This window comes from Bacillus sp. UNC69MF (genome assembly GCF_000746035.1).
GTDB lineage: Bacteria > Bacillota > Bacilli > Bacillales > Bacillaceae > Bacillus > Bacillus velezensis.
Genome location: NZ_JQKM01000020.1, coordinates 1 through 18,812, shown reverse-complemented (window position 1 = coordinate 18,812; position 18,812 = coordinate 1). Strand labels below are relative to the sequence as shown.

The following is an 18,812-nucleotide window of genomic DNA, read 5'->3' as shown; positions in this document are numbered from 1 at the left end:
GTTCATGACGCAGCGGTGACGGCCGTGGAAGACAAAGCGGGCAATACCGCGCTTTGCGCCTATGTCGCGCCTCAGCAGGACGATATTGAAGCGCTCAAATCCGCGCTGAAAGACACGCTGCCTGACTACATGGTGCCGGCGTTCTGGGTGGAGATGGACGAGCTTCCGGTCACCGCAAACGGAAAGATTGACAAAAAAGCCCTGCCGGCGCCTGACATTGAAGCGGGAAGCGCGGCATACAAAGCGCCGGAAACGGAGGTGGAGACGCTGCTTTCCGACATTTGGCAGGAAGTGCTCGGTCTTGATCAGATCGGCGTAAGCGACAATTTCTTCACGCTCGGCGGGGATTCGATCAAAGGCATCCAAATGGCGAGCCGCCTGAACCAGCACGGCTACAAGCTGGAGATGAAAGATCTCTTCCAGCATCCGACCATCGAAGAGCTCGTCTCCTATGTGGAGCGGACGGAAGGCAAGCAGGCCGACCAGGGCCCTGTCGAAGGCGAAGCGGAGTTAACGCCGATCCAGCGCTGGTTCTTTGAACGAAACTTTACCGACAAACACCACTGGAACCAATCCGTCATGCTTCACGCGAAAGACGGCTTTGATCCGGACCTGGTGGAAAAAACCCTGCAAGCATTGATTGAACACCATGATGCGCTCCGCATGGTTTACCGTGAAGAAAGGGAAGGCATCATTCAGACATACCTCCCTGTCACAGAATGCAAGGCAAGCTTTGAAATCGTTGATCTGTACGGAACTGACGAGGATATGCTGAAAAGCCAGATTCAGCGGCTTGCCGATCATCTTCAGGGAAGTCTTGATCTGGAGAACGGCCCGCTGTTAAAAGCGGAGCAATACCGGACAGAACAAGGCGATCATCTGTTAATCGCGGTTCACCATCTCGTCGTGGACGGGGTTTCATGGAGAATTCTGCTTGAGGATTTCGCTTCAGGTTATAAACAGGCGCAGCAGCAAAACAGCATCGTCCTCCCGCAGAAAACCCACTCCTTTAAAGATTGGGCGGAGGCGCTGAACACGTTTGCGCAATCAGAAGAGCTGAAAAAGCAGGCGGCTTATTGGGCGCAGGCAGATGCGGAAGAACTCCAGCCGCTGCCGAAAGACCATGATCCGAACAAACGGCTCGTCAAACATACGGCGGCCGTGAAATGTGAATTGACTGAGGAAGAAACGGCACAGCTGCTCACAGATGTTCATCATCCGTACGGAACGGAAATCAACGACATTCTGCTCAGCGCGCTCGGCTTAACGATCGGTGAATGGACGGAAAACGGCAAAGTCGGCATCAACTTAGAAGGACACGGCCGGGAAGAAATCATACCGAATGTCAATATTTCACGGACGGTCGGCTGGTTTACGGCCCAATATCCGTTGATTCTGCAGATCAGCAAGGAAGACGGCGTCTCTTCCGTCATTAAAACGGTAAAAGAGACGGTGCGGCGCGTTCCTGATAAAGGTGTAGGATACGGGATTCTCCGGTATCTGTCATCCGATGAAACAGAAAAAGGCGTCACGCCTGAAATCAGTTTTAACTACTTAGGGCAGTTTGACAATGAAGTGAAAACGGAATGGTTTGAGCCGTCTCCATATGATATGGGACGTCAAGTCAGCGAAGAGTCAGAGGCGTTATACGCACTGAGCTTCAGCGGGATGGTTACAGGCGGCCGCTTCGTCATTTCCTGCTCATACAATCAGGAAGAATATGAAAGAAGCACCGTCGAAACACAGATGCAGCGGTTTAAAGACAATCTCTTAATGATCATCCGCCATTGCACGGCCAAAGAGGAGAAAGAATTTACGCCGAGCGATTTCAGCGCGCAGGATCTTGAGATGGATGAAATGGGAGACATCTTTGACATGCTTGAGGAGAATTTAACGTGACAAAAACAGATAACAGAAGGGGGGAGCGGAGCAGATGAGCCAATTCAGCAAAGATCAGGTTCAGGACATGTATTATTTGTCGCCGATGCAGGAGGGAATGCTGTTTCATACTCTCCTGAATCCCGGCCAAAGTTTTTACATCGAACAAATGACAATGAAAGTAAAAGGCAGCTTGAATATCAAATGCCTTGAAGAAAGCATGAATGTGATCATGGACCGGTACGATGTATTTCGTACCGTGTTCATTCACGAAAAAGTAAAAAGGCCGGTCCAAGTCGTATTGAAAAAACGTCAGTTTCAGATAGAAGAAATCGATCTGACACATGTAACGGACAGCGAGCAAACAGCCAAAATCAATGAATACAAAGAACAGGATAAGATCAAGGGCTTTGATTTGACGCGGGATATTCCGATGCGGGCAGCCATTTTCAAAAAATCGGAAGAAAGCTTTGAATGGGTGTGGAGCTACCACCACATCATTTTGGACGGCTGGTGCTTCGGCATCGTCGTGCAGGATCTGTTTAAGGTATACAATGCCCTGCGCGAACAAAAGCCGTACAGCCTGCCGCCGGTCAAACCGTATAAAGACTATATCAAGTGGCTTGAAAAGCAGGATAAACAAGCATCACTGCATTACTGGCGCGGGTACTTAGAAGATTTTGAAGGACAAACGACATTTGCGGAGCAAAGAAAGAAAGAAAAGGACGGCTATGAGCCGAAAGAGCTGCTCTTCTCACTGCCGGAGGCGGAAACAAAAGCATTTACCGAGCTTGCAAAATCGCAGCATACCACTTTGAGTACGGCGCTTCAGGCGGTTTGGAGTGTATTAATCAGCCGCTACCAGCAGTCCGGAGATTTGATCTTCGGCACAGTCGTTTCCGGGCGTCCCGCAGAAATCAAAGGCGTTGAACATATGGTCGGGCTGTTTATCAATGCTGTCCCGAGGCGGGTGAAGCTGTCTGAGGATACCACATTTAACGGCTTGCTCAAGCAGCTGCAGGAGCAATCGCTGCAGTCTGAGCCGCATCAATATGTGCCGCTCTATGATATCCAAAGCCAGGCCGATCAGCCAAAGCTGATTGACCACATCATTGTGTTTGAAAATTATCCGCTTCAGGATGCAAAAAATGAAGAAAACAGTGAAAACGGCTTTGATATGGAGGACGTCCATGTTTTTGAGAAATCGAATTATGATCTCAACCTGATGGCTTCTCCAGGTGATGAGATGCTGATTAAGCTTGCCTATAACGGGAATGTGTTTGATGAGGCGTTTATCCTGCGCTTAAAATCTCAGCTTCTCACAGCGATTCAGCAGCTCATCCAGAAGCCGGATCAGCCTGTCAATACGATCAGACTTGTTGATGAAAAGGAAAGAGAGCTTCTGCTTACCGGCTTAAACCCGCCGGCTCAGACTCATCAGGCGAGGCCTCTGACAGATTGGTTCAAGGAAGCGGTGAATGTAAATCCTGATGCACCGGCGCTTACGTATTCCGGCCAGACTCTTTCCTATCGTGAATTAGATGAGGAAGCGAACCGTCTTGCGCGCCGTTTGCAAAAGCAAGGTGCGGGTAAGGACACCGTTGTCGCGTTGTACACGAAGCGCTCGCTTGAGCTGGTGATCGGCATTCTCGGCGTATTAAAAGCGGGAGCGGCTTATCTGCCGATTGATCCGAAGCTGCCGGAGGACCGAATCTCGTACATGCTGGCTGACAGTGCGGCAGCCTGTCTGCTGACACATCAGGAGATGAAAGAAAAAGCGGCTCAGCTGCCGTATACAGGAACAACACTCATCATCGATGATCGAGCACGGTTTGAGGAACAGGCAAGCGATCCTGCAGCCGCAATTGATCCCGATGATCCGGCGTATATTATGTATACGTCCGGCACAACCGGAAAGCCAAAGGGCAATATCACCACTCATGCCAATATTCAAGGATTGGTCAAGCATGTAGACTACATGGCATTTTCTGAAAAAGATACGTTCTTATCTGTTTCCAATTACGCCTTTGACGCATTTACCTTTGATTTCTACGCATCAATACTGAATGCGGCACGGCTCATTATCGCAGATGAACATACACTGCTTGATACAGAACGGCTCACTGATCTGATCCGGCAGGAGAATGTCAATGTCATGTTTGCGACAACCGCACTTTTTAATCTTCTCACCGATGCGGGAGAGGAGTGGCTGAAGGGGCTTCGCTGTGTGTTATTCGGGGGTGAGCGCGCGTCAGTGCCTCACGTCAGAAAGGCGCTTGAGATCATGGGGCCTGGCAAGCTGATTAATTGCTACGGGCCGACTGAGGGAACGGTGTTTGCGACAGCTCACGTCGTGCACGACATACCGGATTCCATTTCCTCATTGCCGATCGGAAAGCCGATCAGCAATGCCAGTGTTTATATTCTTAACGGGCAAAATCAGCTTCAGCCGTTCGGAGCTGTCGGTGAACTGTGCATCAGCGGAATGGGTGTATCAAAAGGATATCTGAACCGTCATGACCTGACGAAGCAAACGTTTATCCCAAATCCGTTCAAGCCGGGAGAAACGCTTTACCGCACAGGGGATTTAGCACGCTGGCTGCCGGATGGAACAATTGAATACGCCGGGCGTATTGACGACCAGGTCAAAATACGCGGACACCGGATTGAGCTTGAAGAAATCGAAAAGCAGCTGCAGGAATACCCGGGTGTGAAAGATGCGGTCGTTGTTGCGGACCGCCATGAGTCCGGAGATGCATCAATCAACGCCTACCTCGTGAACCGGACGCCGCTTTCAGCTGAAGACGTAAAGAGGCACCTGAAAAAACAGCTTCCTGCTTACATGGTGCCGCAAACCTTTACTTTCTTAGAGGAGCTTCCGTTAACGACAAACGGGAAGGTCAATAAACGGCAGCTGCCGAAACCGGATCAGGCTCAGGCGGCGAAAGAATGGATCGGGCCTCGAAACGCGACGGAAGAAACGATTGCACACATCTGGTCCGAGATTCTCGGCAGACAGCAGATCGGGATTCATGATGATTTCTTCGCGCTCGGGGGCCATTCCTTAAAAGCGATGACGGCAGCGTCGCGCATTAAAAAAGAGCTCGGTACGGACATTCCGGTGCAGCTGTTATTCGAAGCGACGACAATCGCAGACATTGCCGGTTATCTGCTTCACGGTGAAGAAAAAGGAATGAAAGAGCTCACCATCATGAATAAAAAACAGTCTGACACACTGTTTGCGTTCCCGCCGGTTCTCGGTTACGGGCTGATGTACCAGCCGCTGGCAAAACAGCTGTCCGGCTATAAAATCTGTGCGTTTGATTTTATTGAGGAAGACAACCGCATCGAACGCTACACAGAGCTGATCAATCAGCTCCAGCCGGAAGGACCGGTCAAGCTGTTCGGATACTCGGCAGGCTGCACGCTCGCCTTTGAAACGGCCAAACGCCTTGAAGCAGGGGGCCGTGAAGTGGAGCGGCTGATCATGGTTGATTCCTATAAAAAACAAGGCGTCAGCGACTTGGAAGGCCGCACCGTAGAAAGTGATGTCCAGGCGCTGATGAAGGTAAACCGGGACAATGAAGCGCTGAATGACGAAGCTGTCAAAGAAGGTCTCGCCAAAAAAACAAACGCGTTTTATTCTTATTTTGTGCATACCATCAGCACCGGCACGGTCAATGCGGATATAGATCTTTTAACGTCAGAACCGGACTTTGCGATGCCGCCGTGGCTCGCTTCGTGGGAGGAAGCCACGACAGGTGAATACCGTGTGAAAAAAGGCTGCGGCACGCACGCAGAAATGCTTCAGGGAGAATGTCTCGAAAGGAATGCGGCATATTTGCTCGAATTCCTAAAGAAGGAACATCTGAAGCTGACAACTTCACGATAGAAAAGGAGGAAGCCCGCCAATGGTCCAGCTCTTTAAATCGTTCGATACCACAGAAAAAACGCAGCTTATCTGTTTTCCGTTCGCAGGAGGCTATTCCGCATCATTCCGCCCGCTCCACACCTACCTTCAAGGTGAGTGTGAGATGCTTGCCGCGGAACCGCCGGGACACGGAACAAATCAAATGTCCCCCGTTGAGGATTTTGAACAGCTTGTCAGTTTATACAAGCAGGAGTTGAATCTCCATCCTGACCGCCCGTTTGTGCTGTTCGGCCACAGTATGGGAGGCATGGTCGCTTTCAGGCTGGCGCAAAAGCTGGAGCGGGAGGGCATTTACCCGCAGGCCGTGATCATCTCAGCCATTCAGCCGCCGCATGTTGAAAGGAAAAAAGTGTCTCATCTTGATGATGAAAAATTTCTCGCCCATATTATCGAGCTTGGCGGAATGCCGCAGGAGTTAGTGGAGAATAAGGAGGTCATGTCATTTTTCCTGCCTTCTTTCAGATCCGACTACCGCGCGCTTGAAAGCTTCCGTCCGTCTGATTCTCACATCATTCAATCACCCGTCCATATTTTTAACGGGCGGAAGGATAAAAAATGTATCAAAGATGCGGACGGATGGAAAAAATGGGCCGACAATCCCGTATTTCATGAGTTTTCGGACGGCCACATGTTCATATTAAGTGAAACTGAAAAAGTGGCGGAACGAATCTATGAGATTATTAACAGGAGCACTGCAGGCCAATTGTTATAGGATATGACAGACAGCATTCGCTGTCTGTTTTTTGTAACAAAATCCGCCCGCGAGTTTTCTCATTTATCAAAAATTTTATGTTATGATTTGATGGAATATAATTTTGAAGGGATTGTCGTACATGAATGATGCAGCAAAAGAGCTGAACAGAACATTATCTGAAGAAAACCCGCACGTGCTTCATATGCTTTCTGATTTGGGCAGAGAGTTGTTTTATCCGAAAGGGGTGCTGACACAATCGGCGGAAGCGAAAGCCAAGGCCGGAAAGTATAATGCCACGATCGGAATCGCCACCTCACAGGGCGAGTCCATGCACTTTTCCCATATTCAAGAGACACTGTCCGCCTATAACCCCGATGATATCTACGATTATGCTCCGCCGCAGGGAAAAGAGCCGCTCAGACAGGAATGGCTGAAAAAAATGCGTCTCGAAAATCCTTCATTAGCCGGCAAAGACATCAGCACGCCGATCGTGACAAACGCTTTAACACACGGGCTGAGCATTGCCGCCGACTTGTTCGTCAATGAAGGGGATACGCTGCTTCTGCCTGATAAATATTGGGGAAATTACAATTTCATTTTCGGTGTCCGGCGCAAGGCATCCATTGAGACGTACCCGCTTTTTCAGCAGGATGGGCATTTTAATGCGGCGGGGCTGTCCGAGCTGCTGAAAAAGCAGGAAGAAAAGGCGATTGTCGTGCTGAATTTCCCGAATAATCCGACAGGCTACACGCCGGGAGAAGAGGAAGCGTCAGAAATCGTCAGCGTGATCCTGGAGGCGGCAGAAGCCGGCAAAGAGATTGTCGTGCTCGTAGACGATGCGTATTACAATCTGTTTTACGATGAAACGGCCATTCAGGAATCCATCTTCAGCAAACTCGCCCAAGTGCACGACCGGGTGCTTTGCGTGAAAATAGACGGCGCGACGAAGGAAAATTACGCGTGGGGCTTCCGCGTCGGTTTTATTACGTACAGCACAAAAAGCGAAAAAGCGCTGCGCGTGCTCGAGGAAAAAACAAAAGGGATTATCAGGGGAACGATTTCAAGCGCCCCGCACCCGTCCCAAACGTTTATGCTGCGGGCGATGCAGTCACCGGAATACGAGAAAGAAAAATCGCTGAAATATAACATCATGAAAAAACGGGCTGACAAAGTGAAAGCCGTTCTTGCAGAAAACAAGCACTATGATGACGTATGGACGCCTTACCCGTTTAACTCTGGTTATTTCATGTGTGTCCGGCTGAAAGACATAAACGCCGGCGAATTGAGAGTGTCGTTGCTTGAAAAGAGAGGAATCGGGACGATATCCATTAATGAAACCGATTTGCGAATCGCATTTTCATGTGTTGAAGAGGAACACATCGCGGATCTGTTCGAAGAAATTTATCAGGAAGCAAAGCAGCTGCAGAAACAGGCGGAAATATCAGGCTGACAAAAAAGGAGGGGGACACCCTCCTTTTTGTCTTTTATTCTGTTACATTTACTTTCCCATTCACATTTTCCCGGAGCATTTGCCTGAAAACGGCGATATCTTTTTGCGAATAGAAAAGTCGTTTCGGCAGCAGAAGTGTTCCGTAACCCGATGTTTGTAATCGAAACATATCTTTGTGCTCCCTAGCCGAGAGCAGTTCATCCCATTCAAAAAGAATGCTTGCGTTTTTTTGTTTTTGGCTGATTCCGAGCTGATGAATCGTAATACTTCTGGCAGATTTCAGCCGCTGATTCGTTTTGTATGTTCTGTAAAGACGGAAGAATGAGATTGCCGTTGCGATCACCGTGACTGCCAAAGAGAGAATCACAGCTGCAAGGAAATTCAGGAGAGCTCTGACGCCCCATGTGCCGCCTGTAACCGGGCCGTTCATTTCAAAACAGATGGCAGAAGCCAGCAGCATAATCAAAAAACAGACAGCCGCGGATTTTCCTTGATGATAAGCAAAGTGTTTTCTTACATCGGCAAATGTTAAGCAGCCCGCGAGATAGATATTTTCATTTCGTGTGTTGATCATATTCCGTCTTCGTTTCCTTTCATTTTTTCCCTATGTCGTAATATGTTTTTTTTCCGCCGTCCTGAAGCATTGCTTCCCAAGACTCCGATGACGATACAGACGGCGCCGGCGATATGATACCAGCGGAGTGACTCATGGAGAACGAGGACACCCGCAAGCATCGTCACGAGGACGGAAAAATTGTTAAAGGCGCTCATCTTAAACGCTTCAATCTTGGACAGCGCGTAGTTTGACATCAATGATGTAATGAGAGAAGACAAAATGCCTAAATACAGAATCGCTGCGATAAAACCGGGATCGCGGAAGGGCAGAAAATACTGCCCGATCGTTCCTTCCGCTCCGTGCCGGAAGAGAGCGATGCAGTTGAAGGAAGCAAAGCCGATCGCAGACATGCACCAGGTCAGCTCACCCAATGAAAAACGCTGGGTCATGCGTCTCGCTGCCGTATTGTAAAGGGCGGAGGACAGCGCGGACAACAGGATCAGGAAAGCACCTTTAAAACTCGCCGATTCCGCGGACACCCCTTTCATTGTGAAAATAAATACCACCCCGGCCACTGACAGGCATGTGAATCCCTTTTGCGCCCATGTCGGACGTTCCTTTAAAAAGTAAGACGAAAACAGCATCGTAAAAATCGGGATGGCGGCTTGAATGATACCGGCTTCCGATGATGAAGAATACAAAAGGCCGAACGCCTGAAAACTGAAAAACAAAGCCGGATATAAAAGGGCCAAAGGCAAGATCGCCAGCACATTCTTCCAGCTGACGGACAGTTTGATCCAGCCGAATAAAACAGGAAGCATTGCACAGATGAAGGCCGCTGTGAACCGATGAGCCAATATATCAAACGGATTGGCGGATTGAAGCGCAATCTTGACAAATATAAAGGAAAAACCGATAATCAGCGCATTTAAAATGGCAGCGAGGTAAGCAGCAGCCAAACGGTTTTGATTAATCATCTTTACGAACTCCTTTAATGAGATCGAGCGCCGGCCGCTCCCTTTTATTGTATGGGAAGGGAAGAAGCAGTACAATGAGAATAATGATAAACTGTACCGGTACAGATGGAGGTTCAGCATGGAAAAGTATATGAACGTGATGATAGAAGTGGAGAGTCTCATTGAAGGCGGCACTTTTCAGGAAGGGGCGCGGCTGCCTTCTATCAGGCAGCTGGCCGAGCGTTTTCACGTCAGTAAAAGCACCGTCATCCGTGCGCTTCAGGAGCTTGAAAAACGGCACATTATTTATGCCGTGCCGAAAAGCGGCTACTATCTTATTAAAAATGAAAAAAAGCAGGAGCGAGAACAAACAGGTATCATTGATTTTGCAGCCTCGGCGCCGGACCCTGATATTTTTCCGTACCGCGACTTTCAGCATTGCATCAACAAAGCCATTGATATGTATAAAAATGATTTGTTCATTTACGGCACGCCGCAGGGGCTTCCGTCTTTAATCCGGGTGCTTCAGACGCTGTTATCCGATTATCAGGTATTTGCAAAAGAGCGGAACATTTTTATCACCTCGGGTGTGCAGCAGGCGTTATCCCTGCTGTCTCTGATGCCGTTTCCGAACGGAAAAAAGAAGATTTTAATCGAACAGCCGGGCTATCATCTGATGGTGGAGCAGCTTGAAGCGCTGCGCCTTCCCGCCTGCGGCATTAAACGGACGGCTGAGGGGCTTGATATGGCGGAAGTCGAGCGGCTGTTTCAGACGGAGGAAATTAAGTTTTTTTACACGATGCCCCGATTTCATAATCCGCTCGGCAGCTCTCTGACAGAATGGCAAAAACGAGAGCTTGTCCGATTAGCGGAGGCGTATGACGTTTATTTGGTTGAGGATGATTTCCTAGGAGATTTAGAGGACAATCAGAAGGCAGACCCGCTGTACGCCTACGATCTGTCTTCCCGCGTGATTTATTTGAAAAGCTTTTCGAAAATGATTTTTCCGGGGCTGCGTGTTGGAGCGGCTGTGCTCCCGGATTCGCTGGCCCCGGTTTTCCATACGTATAAAAAGCTGAGCGATATCGACTGTTCGATGATATCCCAAGCGGCCCTTGAAGTGTATATCAAAAGCGGCATGTTCAAAAGGCATAAAGAAAAAATCCGGGCCTCTTACAGAGCACGTTCCGAGCTGCTCCAAAACGCGCTGCAGGAGTACGGCGGTTTTTCTGTAAAGCAAACGTCGATCCATACCCATCTCGTGCTGGAGAAAAGCCTTTCCGCTTCAAGAGTTGTGCAGCGTCTGAAAGCGCAAGGCGTGCTGGTGGAGCCGATTGACAGCCATTACCTATCGGATTTTCCGAAAGAAAATATCATCAAACTCAACGTGTCCAACGTCAAGACAGGGGATATCACGCGAGGCATCAAAATGCTGACGGATTGCTTATAACAGCTCTTCATACGTTTTCATCTCAATCCCGTCACAAAAATCGGGATGCGCCGCACAAACGGCCAGCTTATACTCCTCGTCCGCATCATATGTGCGGATGAAACAAGGTTCATGTCCGTCCGGGAGCTCAATGGACACATGGCCGTCGTCTTTAAGGCGGACGCTGAATGAATCAAGCGGCAGGGAAAGCCCTTTTCCGGCCTGTTTGATAAAGCTTTCTTTCATCGACCACAGATGGTAAAAATAATCGGTCTGCTGATCGGGGTGTTTCGCTTGCAGATCACTGTATTCCGTCGGCGAAAAAAACCGTTTGGCGATATCAATCGTGCCGGGCTTCATTTTTTCAATATCAATGCCGATCGGTTTTGAATCAACGGCGCACACGATCCAGCGCCCGGAGTGGGAAATGTTAAAGTGCATGTCCGGAAGCGCGGGGATGTACGGCTTTCCGTATTCCTGGACGCCGAATGAAATCCCGGCCGGATCAAGTCCGTAAGCCTTCGCCGCAGCGGTGCGGATCAGCATGTCGCCGATCAAGGTGCGGTGAGCATCCTCCTTATGGTAAAAGCGCCGGCATTTTTCCCGCTTTTCGGCGGACACGGCCGCCATCATCCGATCCTCTTCCCCTGCAGAAAGCGGGCGGTCCATATATACTCCGTAAATCTTCATGTCCAGATCCTCCGTCTGAAAATATTGTCAAAACCATCCTATCATATTAGACGAAAGCTGTCCGAAAATAAAAAAACAAAACCGTTTCGGCTTTGTTTTTAATGAACGGACGTTGCCCGCCCGGAGATCGCGTATGTTAACAGTTTAGAGGACTGCGGCAAAGAAAAACGCAGAATCAGCCCCGTCAAAACAGCCGTAATAATGGTTCCGGCACCGATAGGTCCGCCCATCATCCAGGCTGCAGCAAGAATCGTCAGCTCAATGCCGTTCCGCACCCATTGCACGTTCCAGCCTGTTTTTTCAGATATCAGCATCATCAGAGAGTCCCGGGGGCCCGCGCCGAGCCCTGCTGATACGTAAATACCGACGCCGCAGCCGATCAGCAGCAATCCGATAGAAAAAAACACGGCCGCTAAGGAAAAAGCGTGCGTCTCAGGAAGCAGAAACGAAAAGAAATCAATAAACATTCCCATCAGAACCATGTTTAAGATAGCGCCGATTTTCGGGAGTGTCCTCGTGAACAGGCAGGTTAAAGCCACGATGACCGCGCCGACCACGATGGACCATTGGCCGACAGAAAGCCCGAAATGCTGAAAAAGCCCATAATGAAAGGCATCCCAAGGGCTGATGCCGAGAGCTTTTCCTTTAATGGTTAACGATACCCCGAAAGACAAAATTAACAGACCGGCAAAATAAAACGTCCAGCGCATCAAGAATTCCCGCTTCAAAGAGGTCCCTTCTTTCATAAAATTTCATTAATTGTCATTGTAGCATAACCGCCAAAAAAAAGAAGAAGCGAAATCAGTGTTTCGCTTCTTCTCCCGCTCCTACAAAGGATTCAGTATACGATTTAAAAACCGCTGCGTGCGTTCTTCTTTCGGCGCGGAGAAAATTTGCTCCGGCGGTCCTTGTTCCACAATGACGCCGCCGTCAATGAAGATGACTTCATCGGCCACTTCCTGCGCGAATTTGATTTCATGGGTGACGACGACCATCGTCCAGCCTTCGTTCGCCAGATCCTTAATCACTTTGAGCACCTCGCCGACCAGCTCCGGATCAAGCGCTGACGTCGGTTCGTCAAACAGCATCAGCTCGGGCTGAATCGCAAGCGCGCGGGCGATGCCGACCCGCTGCTGCTGACCGCCGGAAAGCTGGAACGGATATAAATCCATTTTGTCTTTCAGTCCGACTTTTTCCAGAAGCTCCATCGCTTCTTTTCTGACTTGCTCCTTGTCGCGCTTTTGCACTTGAACGGGTCCTTCCATGACGTTTTCAAGCGCCGTGCGGTGAGGAAACAGATGATACGCCTGAAAGACCATGCCTGATTTGCGGCGGAGGCGAAGAATATCAGCCTGCTTCACTTTTTTGGAGAAATCTATTGAAAAATCGGAGAATGCCAGCTCGCCGCGATTGGGGATCTCAAGCGCGTTCAGACAGCGCAGAAGCGTCGTTTTTCCTGAACCGGACGGCCCCAGAATGGCGATGACTTTCCCTTTTTCTATCTCCATATCTATCTTTTTTAAAATTTCATTCTGCCCGAATGATTTATTTAATCCTTTGACGGAAAGCATATCGAAACCTCCTTATTTGGCCACATAACGGTCGAGACGCCGTTCGATCACGTGCTGTACGATTGACAGCAAGAAGCAGATGATCCAATAAATAAAGGCGGCTTCAATATAGATGACCAAGATTTGATCAAGGTTTTGCGCGCCGATTTCCTGCGCTTTTCTGAACAGCTCCGCGACGAGAATCTGTGACGCGAGAGATGTATCCTTGATCAGGCTGATAAATGTATTTGATAATGGCGGAATGGACACGCGAAACGCCTGCGGCAGGATCACGCGGAACAATGTCTTGCGATAGGTCATGCCGATCGTATAACCGGCTTCCCATTGCCCTTTCGGCACGGATGAAATAGATGCCCGGATGATTTCAGAAGCGTAGGCGCCCACGTTTAATGAAAACGCGATGACTGCGCTTGGGAAAGGGTCCAGCGTAATATTAAATGTCGGGAACAGATAAAAAATGATGAACAATTGAACGAGAAGAGGAGTGCCGCGCACCGCTGATACGTATACGCTGAACACCCATCTCAATGGTTTCATATTTGACATTCTGGCGAGCGCCGTAATCAGCGCGATGATCATTCCGAAAATAAAGGAAAGAATGGTAAGGGGAATCGAGTAATAGATTCCCCCGGAAAGAATCGGCCAGAATGACTGCTGCACCAGATCCCAAGGAATGGCTGTTGCAATCACGGGTTCTGGCATGTTACTTAGAAACATCTTCGCCGAACCATTTTTTCGCTATTTTAGAAAGAGTCCCGTCCTCTTTCATTTCTTTTAACGCTTTGTTGACGTGAGTCACAAGTTCGCCGCTTCCTTTTCGGAATGCGAAATACGTCTGCTGCGGCTGGCCTGCTTCAAACGCGATTTTCACGTTTTTATTGCCGGACGTTTTTAAGTAGTTCAGTACGGCAAGCTTATCGTTGTAAGTCAGATCAGCGCGGCCCTGCTGAATGAGCTGAAGGGATTGAGCCATGCCTTCAACGCCTTCAATTTTCGCGCCGGCTTCTTTCGCTAATTTATTGTAATTGCTTGTTAATGACTGAGCCGCTGTTTTTCCTTTGACATCAGCCTCTTTCGCAATCGTGCTGTCTTTTTTCGTCACGACGACTGCATTTGACGTTGTGTATTTATCCGAAAAATCATATTGGTTCTCACGGCCTGTTTTGCCGACTTGGTTGGCGACGACGTCAAACCGTTTCGCGTTTAATCCGGCAAACATGCTGTCCCATTGCGTTTCTTTGAAGTCAGCTTTCAGATCGAGGCGTTTCGCGACTTCTTGAATCACTTCAACATCATATCCGGTCAGTTTGTCACTCTTTTTATCATGGAAGGTAAACGGTTCGTACGTTCCTTCTGTGCCGACGGTCAGTACGCCTTTTTTCTTGACAGAAGCCCAAAGATCGCCGTCTTTTGACTTAGATCCGCTTTCCTGTGAGTTTCCGCAGGCTGCAAGCATTGCGATGCTGACCATCATGAACAAAGCGAGTATTGCTTTTTTCATCTTCTTTATTCCCCACTTTTCTGAGTAGTTTTATTGAGAAAAAATAGCTCCCAATTGTAAAGGATAACTTTTTTTTAGTATGAGTCAAGTAATTGGTTTTCATAAGCGGGAATTCTTCGTGTTCCGGATCAAAATAATTCCAAAAACTGTCTGACCGGCTTCGGCAGATAGCTGTCTTTTCTCCAGATGACGGCCGGTGTCATGACAAACGGGTTGTCTTCGATGATAACCGTTTTGACATGCGAGCGCATATGGACGGGAATCATCGTCAAAGGCAGAATTGTGGCGCCGAACCCTGATGATACGAGGCTCAAGAGCGTCGCGGAGTCATGGCATTCACAGACAACCTGAAGGTCGAGACCGTACTGTTCACAAACTTGGAGGACTTGGTCATACACACCTCTTCCATTGACGGTGCGCAAAAGGATCAAAGGCAAAGAGGCGATGTCATTCAGTTTAATCGTTTCACCGCACAGTCGTTTTGAATGCTCGGACAGCACCAATACACACGGAATGTCTTCAAGCTCCTTCGATTCAATGCCGTCGCTTTTAATCAAGGTGGTGGTGACGGCGGCGTCAATCTGCCGGGTTTCCAGAAGCTCGAGCAGTGAGACGGGCTCATCTTCCCAAATGTTAAAGGTGAGATGCGGAAACCGCTCTTTCATCTGTGACACTTTCTCAAGCATGAGCGCGGCGCAGTAAATGGTTGACCCGACGGCAAGTGTCCCGGCCACCTCCTCCTTCAGCTCTTGTACCTCGATTATAGCGTCCTCAAACTTATGAAGAATCTCTTTCGCTCTTTTCAAAAAGACATTTCCTTCATATGTAAGGATCATTTGTTTCTTTTTATTGCGGTCAAACAGAATGACGCCCAATTCTTCTTCGAGCTGTTTCAGCTGTCTGCTTAAAGGCGGCTGTGCCATATGAAGCTTTTTGGCGGCCGTCGTGATTTTCTGCTCTTGGGCAATGGTGATGAAATAACGCAATTGCCGGATATCCATGAGAACGCTCGCTCCTTTCTTTTATACCTTTAAGGTATTATACATAGATTTAACGAATATTTTTCATATGGATATATCAGGAGTATGATGGTTTTGACACCACATTTCAAGCGTAAAGGAGGGGTCGATATGAAGCTCGTCATCGGAATGACCGGGGCAACGGGAGCCATATTTGGGATCAGGCTTTTAGAATATTTAAAAGCCGCGGAGATCGAAACCCATCTTGTCGTGTCTCCTTGGGCAAATGTCACCATTACACATGAAACCGATTATACGTTAAAAGATGTCGAGAAACTCGCATCCTATACGTATTCTCACAAAGACCAGGCGGCGGCGATTTCAAGCGGCTCGTTTGAAACGGACGGGATGATCATCGCTCCGTGCAGCATGAAATCACTGGCAAGCATCCGCACCGGAATGGCTGACAATCTGCTGACAAGGGCGGCTGACGTCATCCTGAAGGAGCGGAAAAAACTTGTGCTGCTGACTAGAGAAACGCCGCTCAGCCAAATCCATTTAGAAAATATGCTAGCGCTTACAAAAATGGGTTCCGTCATTATTCCGCCGATGCCTGCATTTTATAACAAGCCGGCTGACATGGATGAATTGATCGACCATATTGTGTTCCGGACGCTCGATCAGTTCGGCATCCGTCTGCCGGAAGCGAAACGGTGGTACGGAATTGAAAAACAAAAAGGAGGAATCTGATAATGGCCTATCAGGATTTTAGGGAATTTCTCGCCGCTCTTGAAAAAGAAGGGCAGCTCTTAACAGTCAACGAAGAGGTAAAACCGGAGCCGGATCTGGGCGCCGCTGCGCGTGCAGCCAGCAATCTCGGGGATAAAACCCCTGCGCTTTTGTTTAACAATATTTACGGACATCACCATGCGCAGGTGGCTCTGAATGTCATCGGCTCGTGGCCGAATCACGCAATGATGCTCGGCATGCCGAAAGATACGCCGGTAAAGGAACAATTCTTTGAGTTCGCCAAACGGTACGATGCATTTCCGGTGCCGGTCAAACGGGAAGAAACCGCGCCGTTTCATGAAAATGAAATAACGGAAGATATCAATCTTTTTGACATCCTTCCGCTATTCAGAATCAACCAGGGGGACGGCGGCTACTATTTGGATAAAGCGTGTGTCATTTCCCGCGATCTTGAAGATCCGGACAATTTCGGCAAGCAGAATGTCGGCATTTACAGAATGCAGGTAAAGGGAAAAGACCGCCTCGCCATTCAGCCCGTGCCTCAGCATGATATTGCGATTCATCTTCGCCAAGCTGAAGAACGCGGCGTGAATCTTCCCGTTACGATCGCGCTCGGCTGTGAGCCGGTGATTACGACGGCTGCGTCAACTCCGCTGTTATACGATCAATCCGAGTATGAAATGGCCGGCGCGATTCAAGGGGAGCCCTACAGAATCGTCAAATCTAAACTGTCTGATTTAGACATCCCTTGGGGCGCTGAAGTCGTTCTGGAAGGAGAGATCCTTGCGGGAGAACGGGAATACGAAGGACCTTTCGGTGAGTTCACTGGCCATTATTCAGGCGGCCGCAGCATGCCGGTGATCAAAATCAAACGGGTATATCATAGAAACAATCCGATTTTTGAACATTTATACTTAGGCATGCCGTGGACGGAGTGCGATTATATGATCGGCATTAATACGTGCGTGCCGCTTTACCAGCAGCTCAAGGAAGCTTATCCGAACGAAATTGTCGCCGTGAACGCGATGTATACGCACGGCCTGATCGCCATCATTTCCACGAAAACGCGCTACGGCGGATTTGCCAAGGCGGTCGGCATGCGCGCCCTGACCACGCCGCACGGACTCGGCTACTGCAAAATGGTCATTGTCGTGGATGAGGATGTCGATCCGTTTAACCTGCCGCAAGTCATGTGGGCGCTCTCAACGAAAATGCATCCGAAACACGATGCAGTCATCATTCCTGACCTGTCTGTCCTTCCGCTTGACCCGGGGTCTGATCCGGCAGGGATGACACACAAAATGATTCTTGACGCCACGACGCCTGCCGCGCCGGAAACAAGAGGCCATTATTCTCAGCCGCTTGATTCTCCGCTGACAACGAAAGAATGGGAACAAAAACTGATGGACTTAATGAATCAATAAGAAAGGATGAGGTTGCAATGAAAACATGCCCGCGCTGTGAATCGAAAAAAGGAGAAACCGTCAGCCAATCGCCGGTCAAAGGCGCCTGGGAAATTTACCAATGCCAAACCTGCTTTTTCACATGGAGATCCTGTGAACCGGAAAGCATCACGAATCCGGCGGCATTCAACCCGGCATTTAAAATTGATCCGAAAGAAACGGAGACGGCCGCACATGTTCCCGCTGTTCCGGAAAGAAAAGCGTAATGCTGACGGAGCACTTGCCGGAGACGCTTTACACGCTTTTAGACGGGACGGAGCTTGAAAAAAAGCAGCACGACGCATTTGTGCTCCAATCCGTGACAAAAGAAGGCCGTCCGCACGCGGCCATGATCAGTGCCGGTGAAATCGTGGCCGTGAGCAGAACAAATCTCCGGCTCGCCTTATGGAAAAACACGACGACCGTAAGAAGCCTTCTGCATTCGGGACAAGCTCTTTTCATCGCCTGGCACGGAGGAGCCGCATATTACGTCACATTGGAATGTGAGGCGCTTCCGCTGCTGAAAGAGGCGAAACACGAGCGGGAACGGTTCAGCTGCCGCGTGATCACCGTCAAGGAAGATCGGGCGAAATACGCGGATCTGACATCCGGACCGGCCATCCAGCTCCACGAACCGGAAGATGTCTTGAAGAGATGGAGAGAAACACTTGAGGAGTTAAAACGATAGACGCATCAAAAAAGCCTGCGGACGATTGGGACTGCCCCCCGTTTTTGAGACAGGGGTCAAAACACCTTTTAAACAGCCAATTGCCGATAGTTTATCGGTGATTGGTTGTTTAGTTTGGTTTGAATACGAATATTGTTATAATAATGAATGTATTCTATGACAGTGCGTTCTACGATGGCAGTCGTAGTTCGATCAATGCTGTTAAGATAGAACGTTTCAGACTTTAGCGAGGAATGAAACGATTCGATGGAGGCATTATCAGCGGGCGTCCCTTTGCGGGACATGCTCATGGTAATGCCTTTTGTTTTAACAGCTTT

General features: G+C 49.0%; 18 protein-coding genes. 9 read left to right on the top strand and 9 right to left on the bottom strand.

Annotated elements, in window-relative coordinates; all coding sequences use genetic code 11:
- From BR62_RS0111870 to BR62_RS0111855, 4 genes are all read left to right on the top strand, one after another.
- On the top strand, positions 1-1,899 hold a 1,899-nt coding region (locus tag BR62_RS0111870), incomplete at its 5' end, for a condensation domain-containing protein (protein WP_032870948.1).
- A 34-nt stretch (positions 1,900-1,933) separates the two neighbouring features.
- Positions 1,934-5,770, top strand: a complete 3,837-nt coding sequence (srfAC, locus tag BR62_RS0111865) for a surfactin non-ribosomal peptide synthetase SrfAC (RefSeq protein WP_032870945.1) — start codon at positions 1,934-1,936, stop codon at positions 5,768-5,770.
- 19 nt (positions 5,771-5,789) lie between these two features.
- Positions 5,790-6,521 (top strand): surfactin biosynthesis thioesterase SrfAD, encoded by a 732-nt coding sequence (gene srfAD, locus BR62_RS0111860; protein ID WP_020953883.1) that lies wholly within the window; start codon positions 5,790-5,792, stop codon positions 6,519-6,521.
- A gap of 121 nt (positions 6,522-6,642) precedes the next feature.
- Positions 6,643-7,953 carry an aminotransferase class I/II-fold pyridoxal phosphate-dependent enzyme gene (locus BR62_RS0111855; RefSeq protein WP_032870942.1) on the top strand — a complete coding sequence of 437 codons (1,311 nt, stop codon included), beginning with the start codon at positions 6,643-6,645 and terminating at the stop codon, positions 7,951-7,953.
- Between the two features lie 34 nt (positions 7,954-7,987).
- Here the strand turns inward: BR62_RS0111855 and BR62_RS0111850 are convergent, their stop codons facing one another.
- Both BR62_RS0111850 and BR62_RS0111845 read right to left on the bottom strand, forming a co-directional pair.
- Positions 7,988-8,527, bottom strand: a complete 540-nt coding sequence (locus tag BR62_RS0111850; RefSeq protein WP_007410241.1) for a YcxB family protein — start codon at positions 8,525-8,527, stop codon at positions 7,988-7,990.
- Positions 8,524-9,486, bottom strand: a complete 963-nt coding sequence (locus BR62_RS0111845) for a DMT family transporter (RefSeq protein ID WP_007410242.1) — start codon at positions 9,484-9,486, stop codon at positions 8,524-8,526. Before BR62_RS0111845 ends, BR62_RS0111850 begins: the two co-directional genes overlap by 4 nt.
- A gap of 118 nt (positions 9,487-9,604) precedes the next feature.
- Between BR62_RS0111845 and BR62_RS0111840 the strand changes: the two genes are divergently transcribed.
- Positions 9,605-10,915, top strand: coding sequence for an aminotransferase-like domain-containing protein (locus BR62_RS0111840; protein WP_032870940.1), 1,311 nt, complete (start codon positions 9,605-9,607; stop codon positions 10,913-10,915).
- On the opposite strand, the gene BR62_RS0111835 is transcribed toward BR62_RS0111840, so the two are convergent.
- The 6 genes from BR62_RS0111835 to BR62_RS0111810 all read right to left on the bottom strand — a co-directional run bounded on the left by BR62_RS0111835 (position 10,910) and on the right by BR62_RS0111810 (position 15,657).
- Positions 10,910-11,584 carry a 4'-phosphopantetheinyl transferase family protein gene (locus tag BR62_RS0111835; RefSeq protein WP_020955309.1) on the bottom strand — a complete coding sequence of 225 codons (675 nt, stop codon included), beginning with the start codon at positions 11,582-11,584 and terminating at the stop codon, positions 10,910-10,912. The two genes, BR62_RS0111840 and BR62_RS0111835, sit on opposite strands and share 6 nt — an antisense overlap.
- A gap of 98 nt (positions 11,585-11,682) precedes the next feature.
- Entirely contained in the window at positions 11,683-12,330 is a 648-nt protein-coding gene (locus tag BR62_RS0111830; protein ID WP_077392018.1) for a YczE/YyaS/YitT family protein, read from the bottom strand.
- An 81-nt stretch (positions 12,331-12,411) separates the two neighbouring features.
- On the bottom strand, positions 12,412-13,155 hold the full coding sequence (gene tcyC / locus BR62_RS0111825) for a cystine ABC transporter ATP-binding protein TcyC (RefSeq protein WP_007410246.1): 744 nt from the start codon (positions 13,153-13,155) through the stop codon (positions 12,412-12,414).
- Positions 13,156-13,167: 12 nt separating this feature from the next.
- On the bottom strand, positions 13,168-13,872 hold the full coding sequence (locus BR62_RS0111820; RefSeq protein ID WP_003156375.1) for an amino acid ABC transporter permease: 705 nt from the start codon (positions 13,870-13,872) through the stop codon (positions 13,168-13,170).
- Positions 13,859-14,656, bottom strand: a complete 798-nt coding sequence (gene tcyA, locus BR62_RS0111815; RefSeq protein WP_032870936.1) for a cystine ABC transporter substrate-binding lipoprotein TcyA — start codon at positions 14,654-14,656, stop codon at positions 13,859-13,861. The genes BR62_RS0111820 and tcyA overlap by 14 nt, the downstream gene beginning before the upstream one ends.
- 128 nt (positions 14,657-14,784) lie before the next feature.
- A complete protein-coding gene (locus BR62_RS0111810) occupies positions 14,785-15,657 on the bottom strand; it encodes a LysR family transcriptional regulator (RefSeq protein WP_032870933.1) in 873 nt (290 codons plus the stop codon).
- 93 nt (positions 15,658-15,750) lie between these two features.
- Here BR62_RS0111810 and BR62_RS0111805 point away from each other — a divergent pair, with 93 nt between their 5' ends.
- The 4 genes from BR62_RS0111805 to BR62_RS0111790 are packed head-to-tail and all read left to right on the top strand — an operon-like array spanning position 15,751 to position 18,495.
- On the top strand, positions 15,751-16,365 hold the full coding sequence (locus BR62_RS0111805; RefSeq protein ID WP_156097784.1) for a non-oxidative hydroxyarylic acid decarboxylases subunit B: 615 nt from the start codon (positions 15,751-15,753) through the stop codon (positions 16,363-16,365).
- A 2-nt stretch (positions 16,366-16,367) separates the two neighbouring features.
- The gene (bsdC, locus tag BR62_RS0111800) at positions 16,368-17,789 is read left to right on the top strand and encodes a phenolic acid decarboxylase BsdC (protein WP_032870929.1); all 1,422 of its coding nucleotides are present in this window, start codon (positions 16,368-16,370) and stop codon (positions 17,787-17,789) included.
- A 17-nt stretch (positions 17,790-17,806) separates the two neighbouring features.
- Entirely contained in the window at positions 17,807-18,034 is a 228-nt protein-coding gene (locus tag BR62_RS0111795) for a non-oxidative hydroxyarylic acid decarboxylases subunit D (protein WP_007410250.1), read from the top strand.
- Complete coding sequence (locus BR62_RS0111790; RefSeq protein WP_032870926.1) at positions 18,034-18,495, top strand: hypothetical protein; 462 nt, start codon at positions 18,034-18,036, stop codon at positions 18,493-18,495. The genes BR62_RS0111795 and BR62_RS0111790 overlap by 1 nt, the downstream gene beginning before the upstream one ends.
- A 68-nt stretch (positions 18,496-18,563) precedes the next feature.
- On the opposite strand, the gene BR62_RS0111785 is transcribed toward BR62_RS0111790, so the two are convergent.
- On the bottom strand, positions 18,564-18,812 hold a 249-nt coding region (locus BR62_RS0111785), incomplete at its 5' end, for an IS3 family transposase (RefSeq protein WP_032870924.1).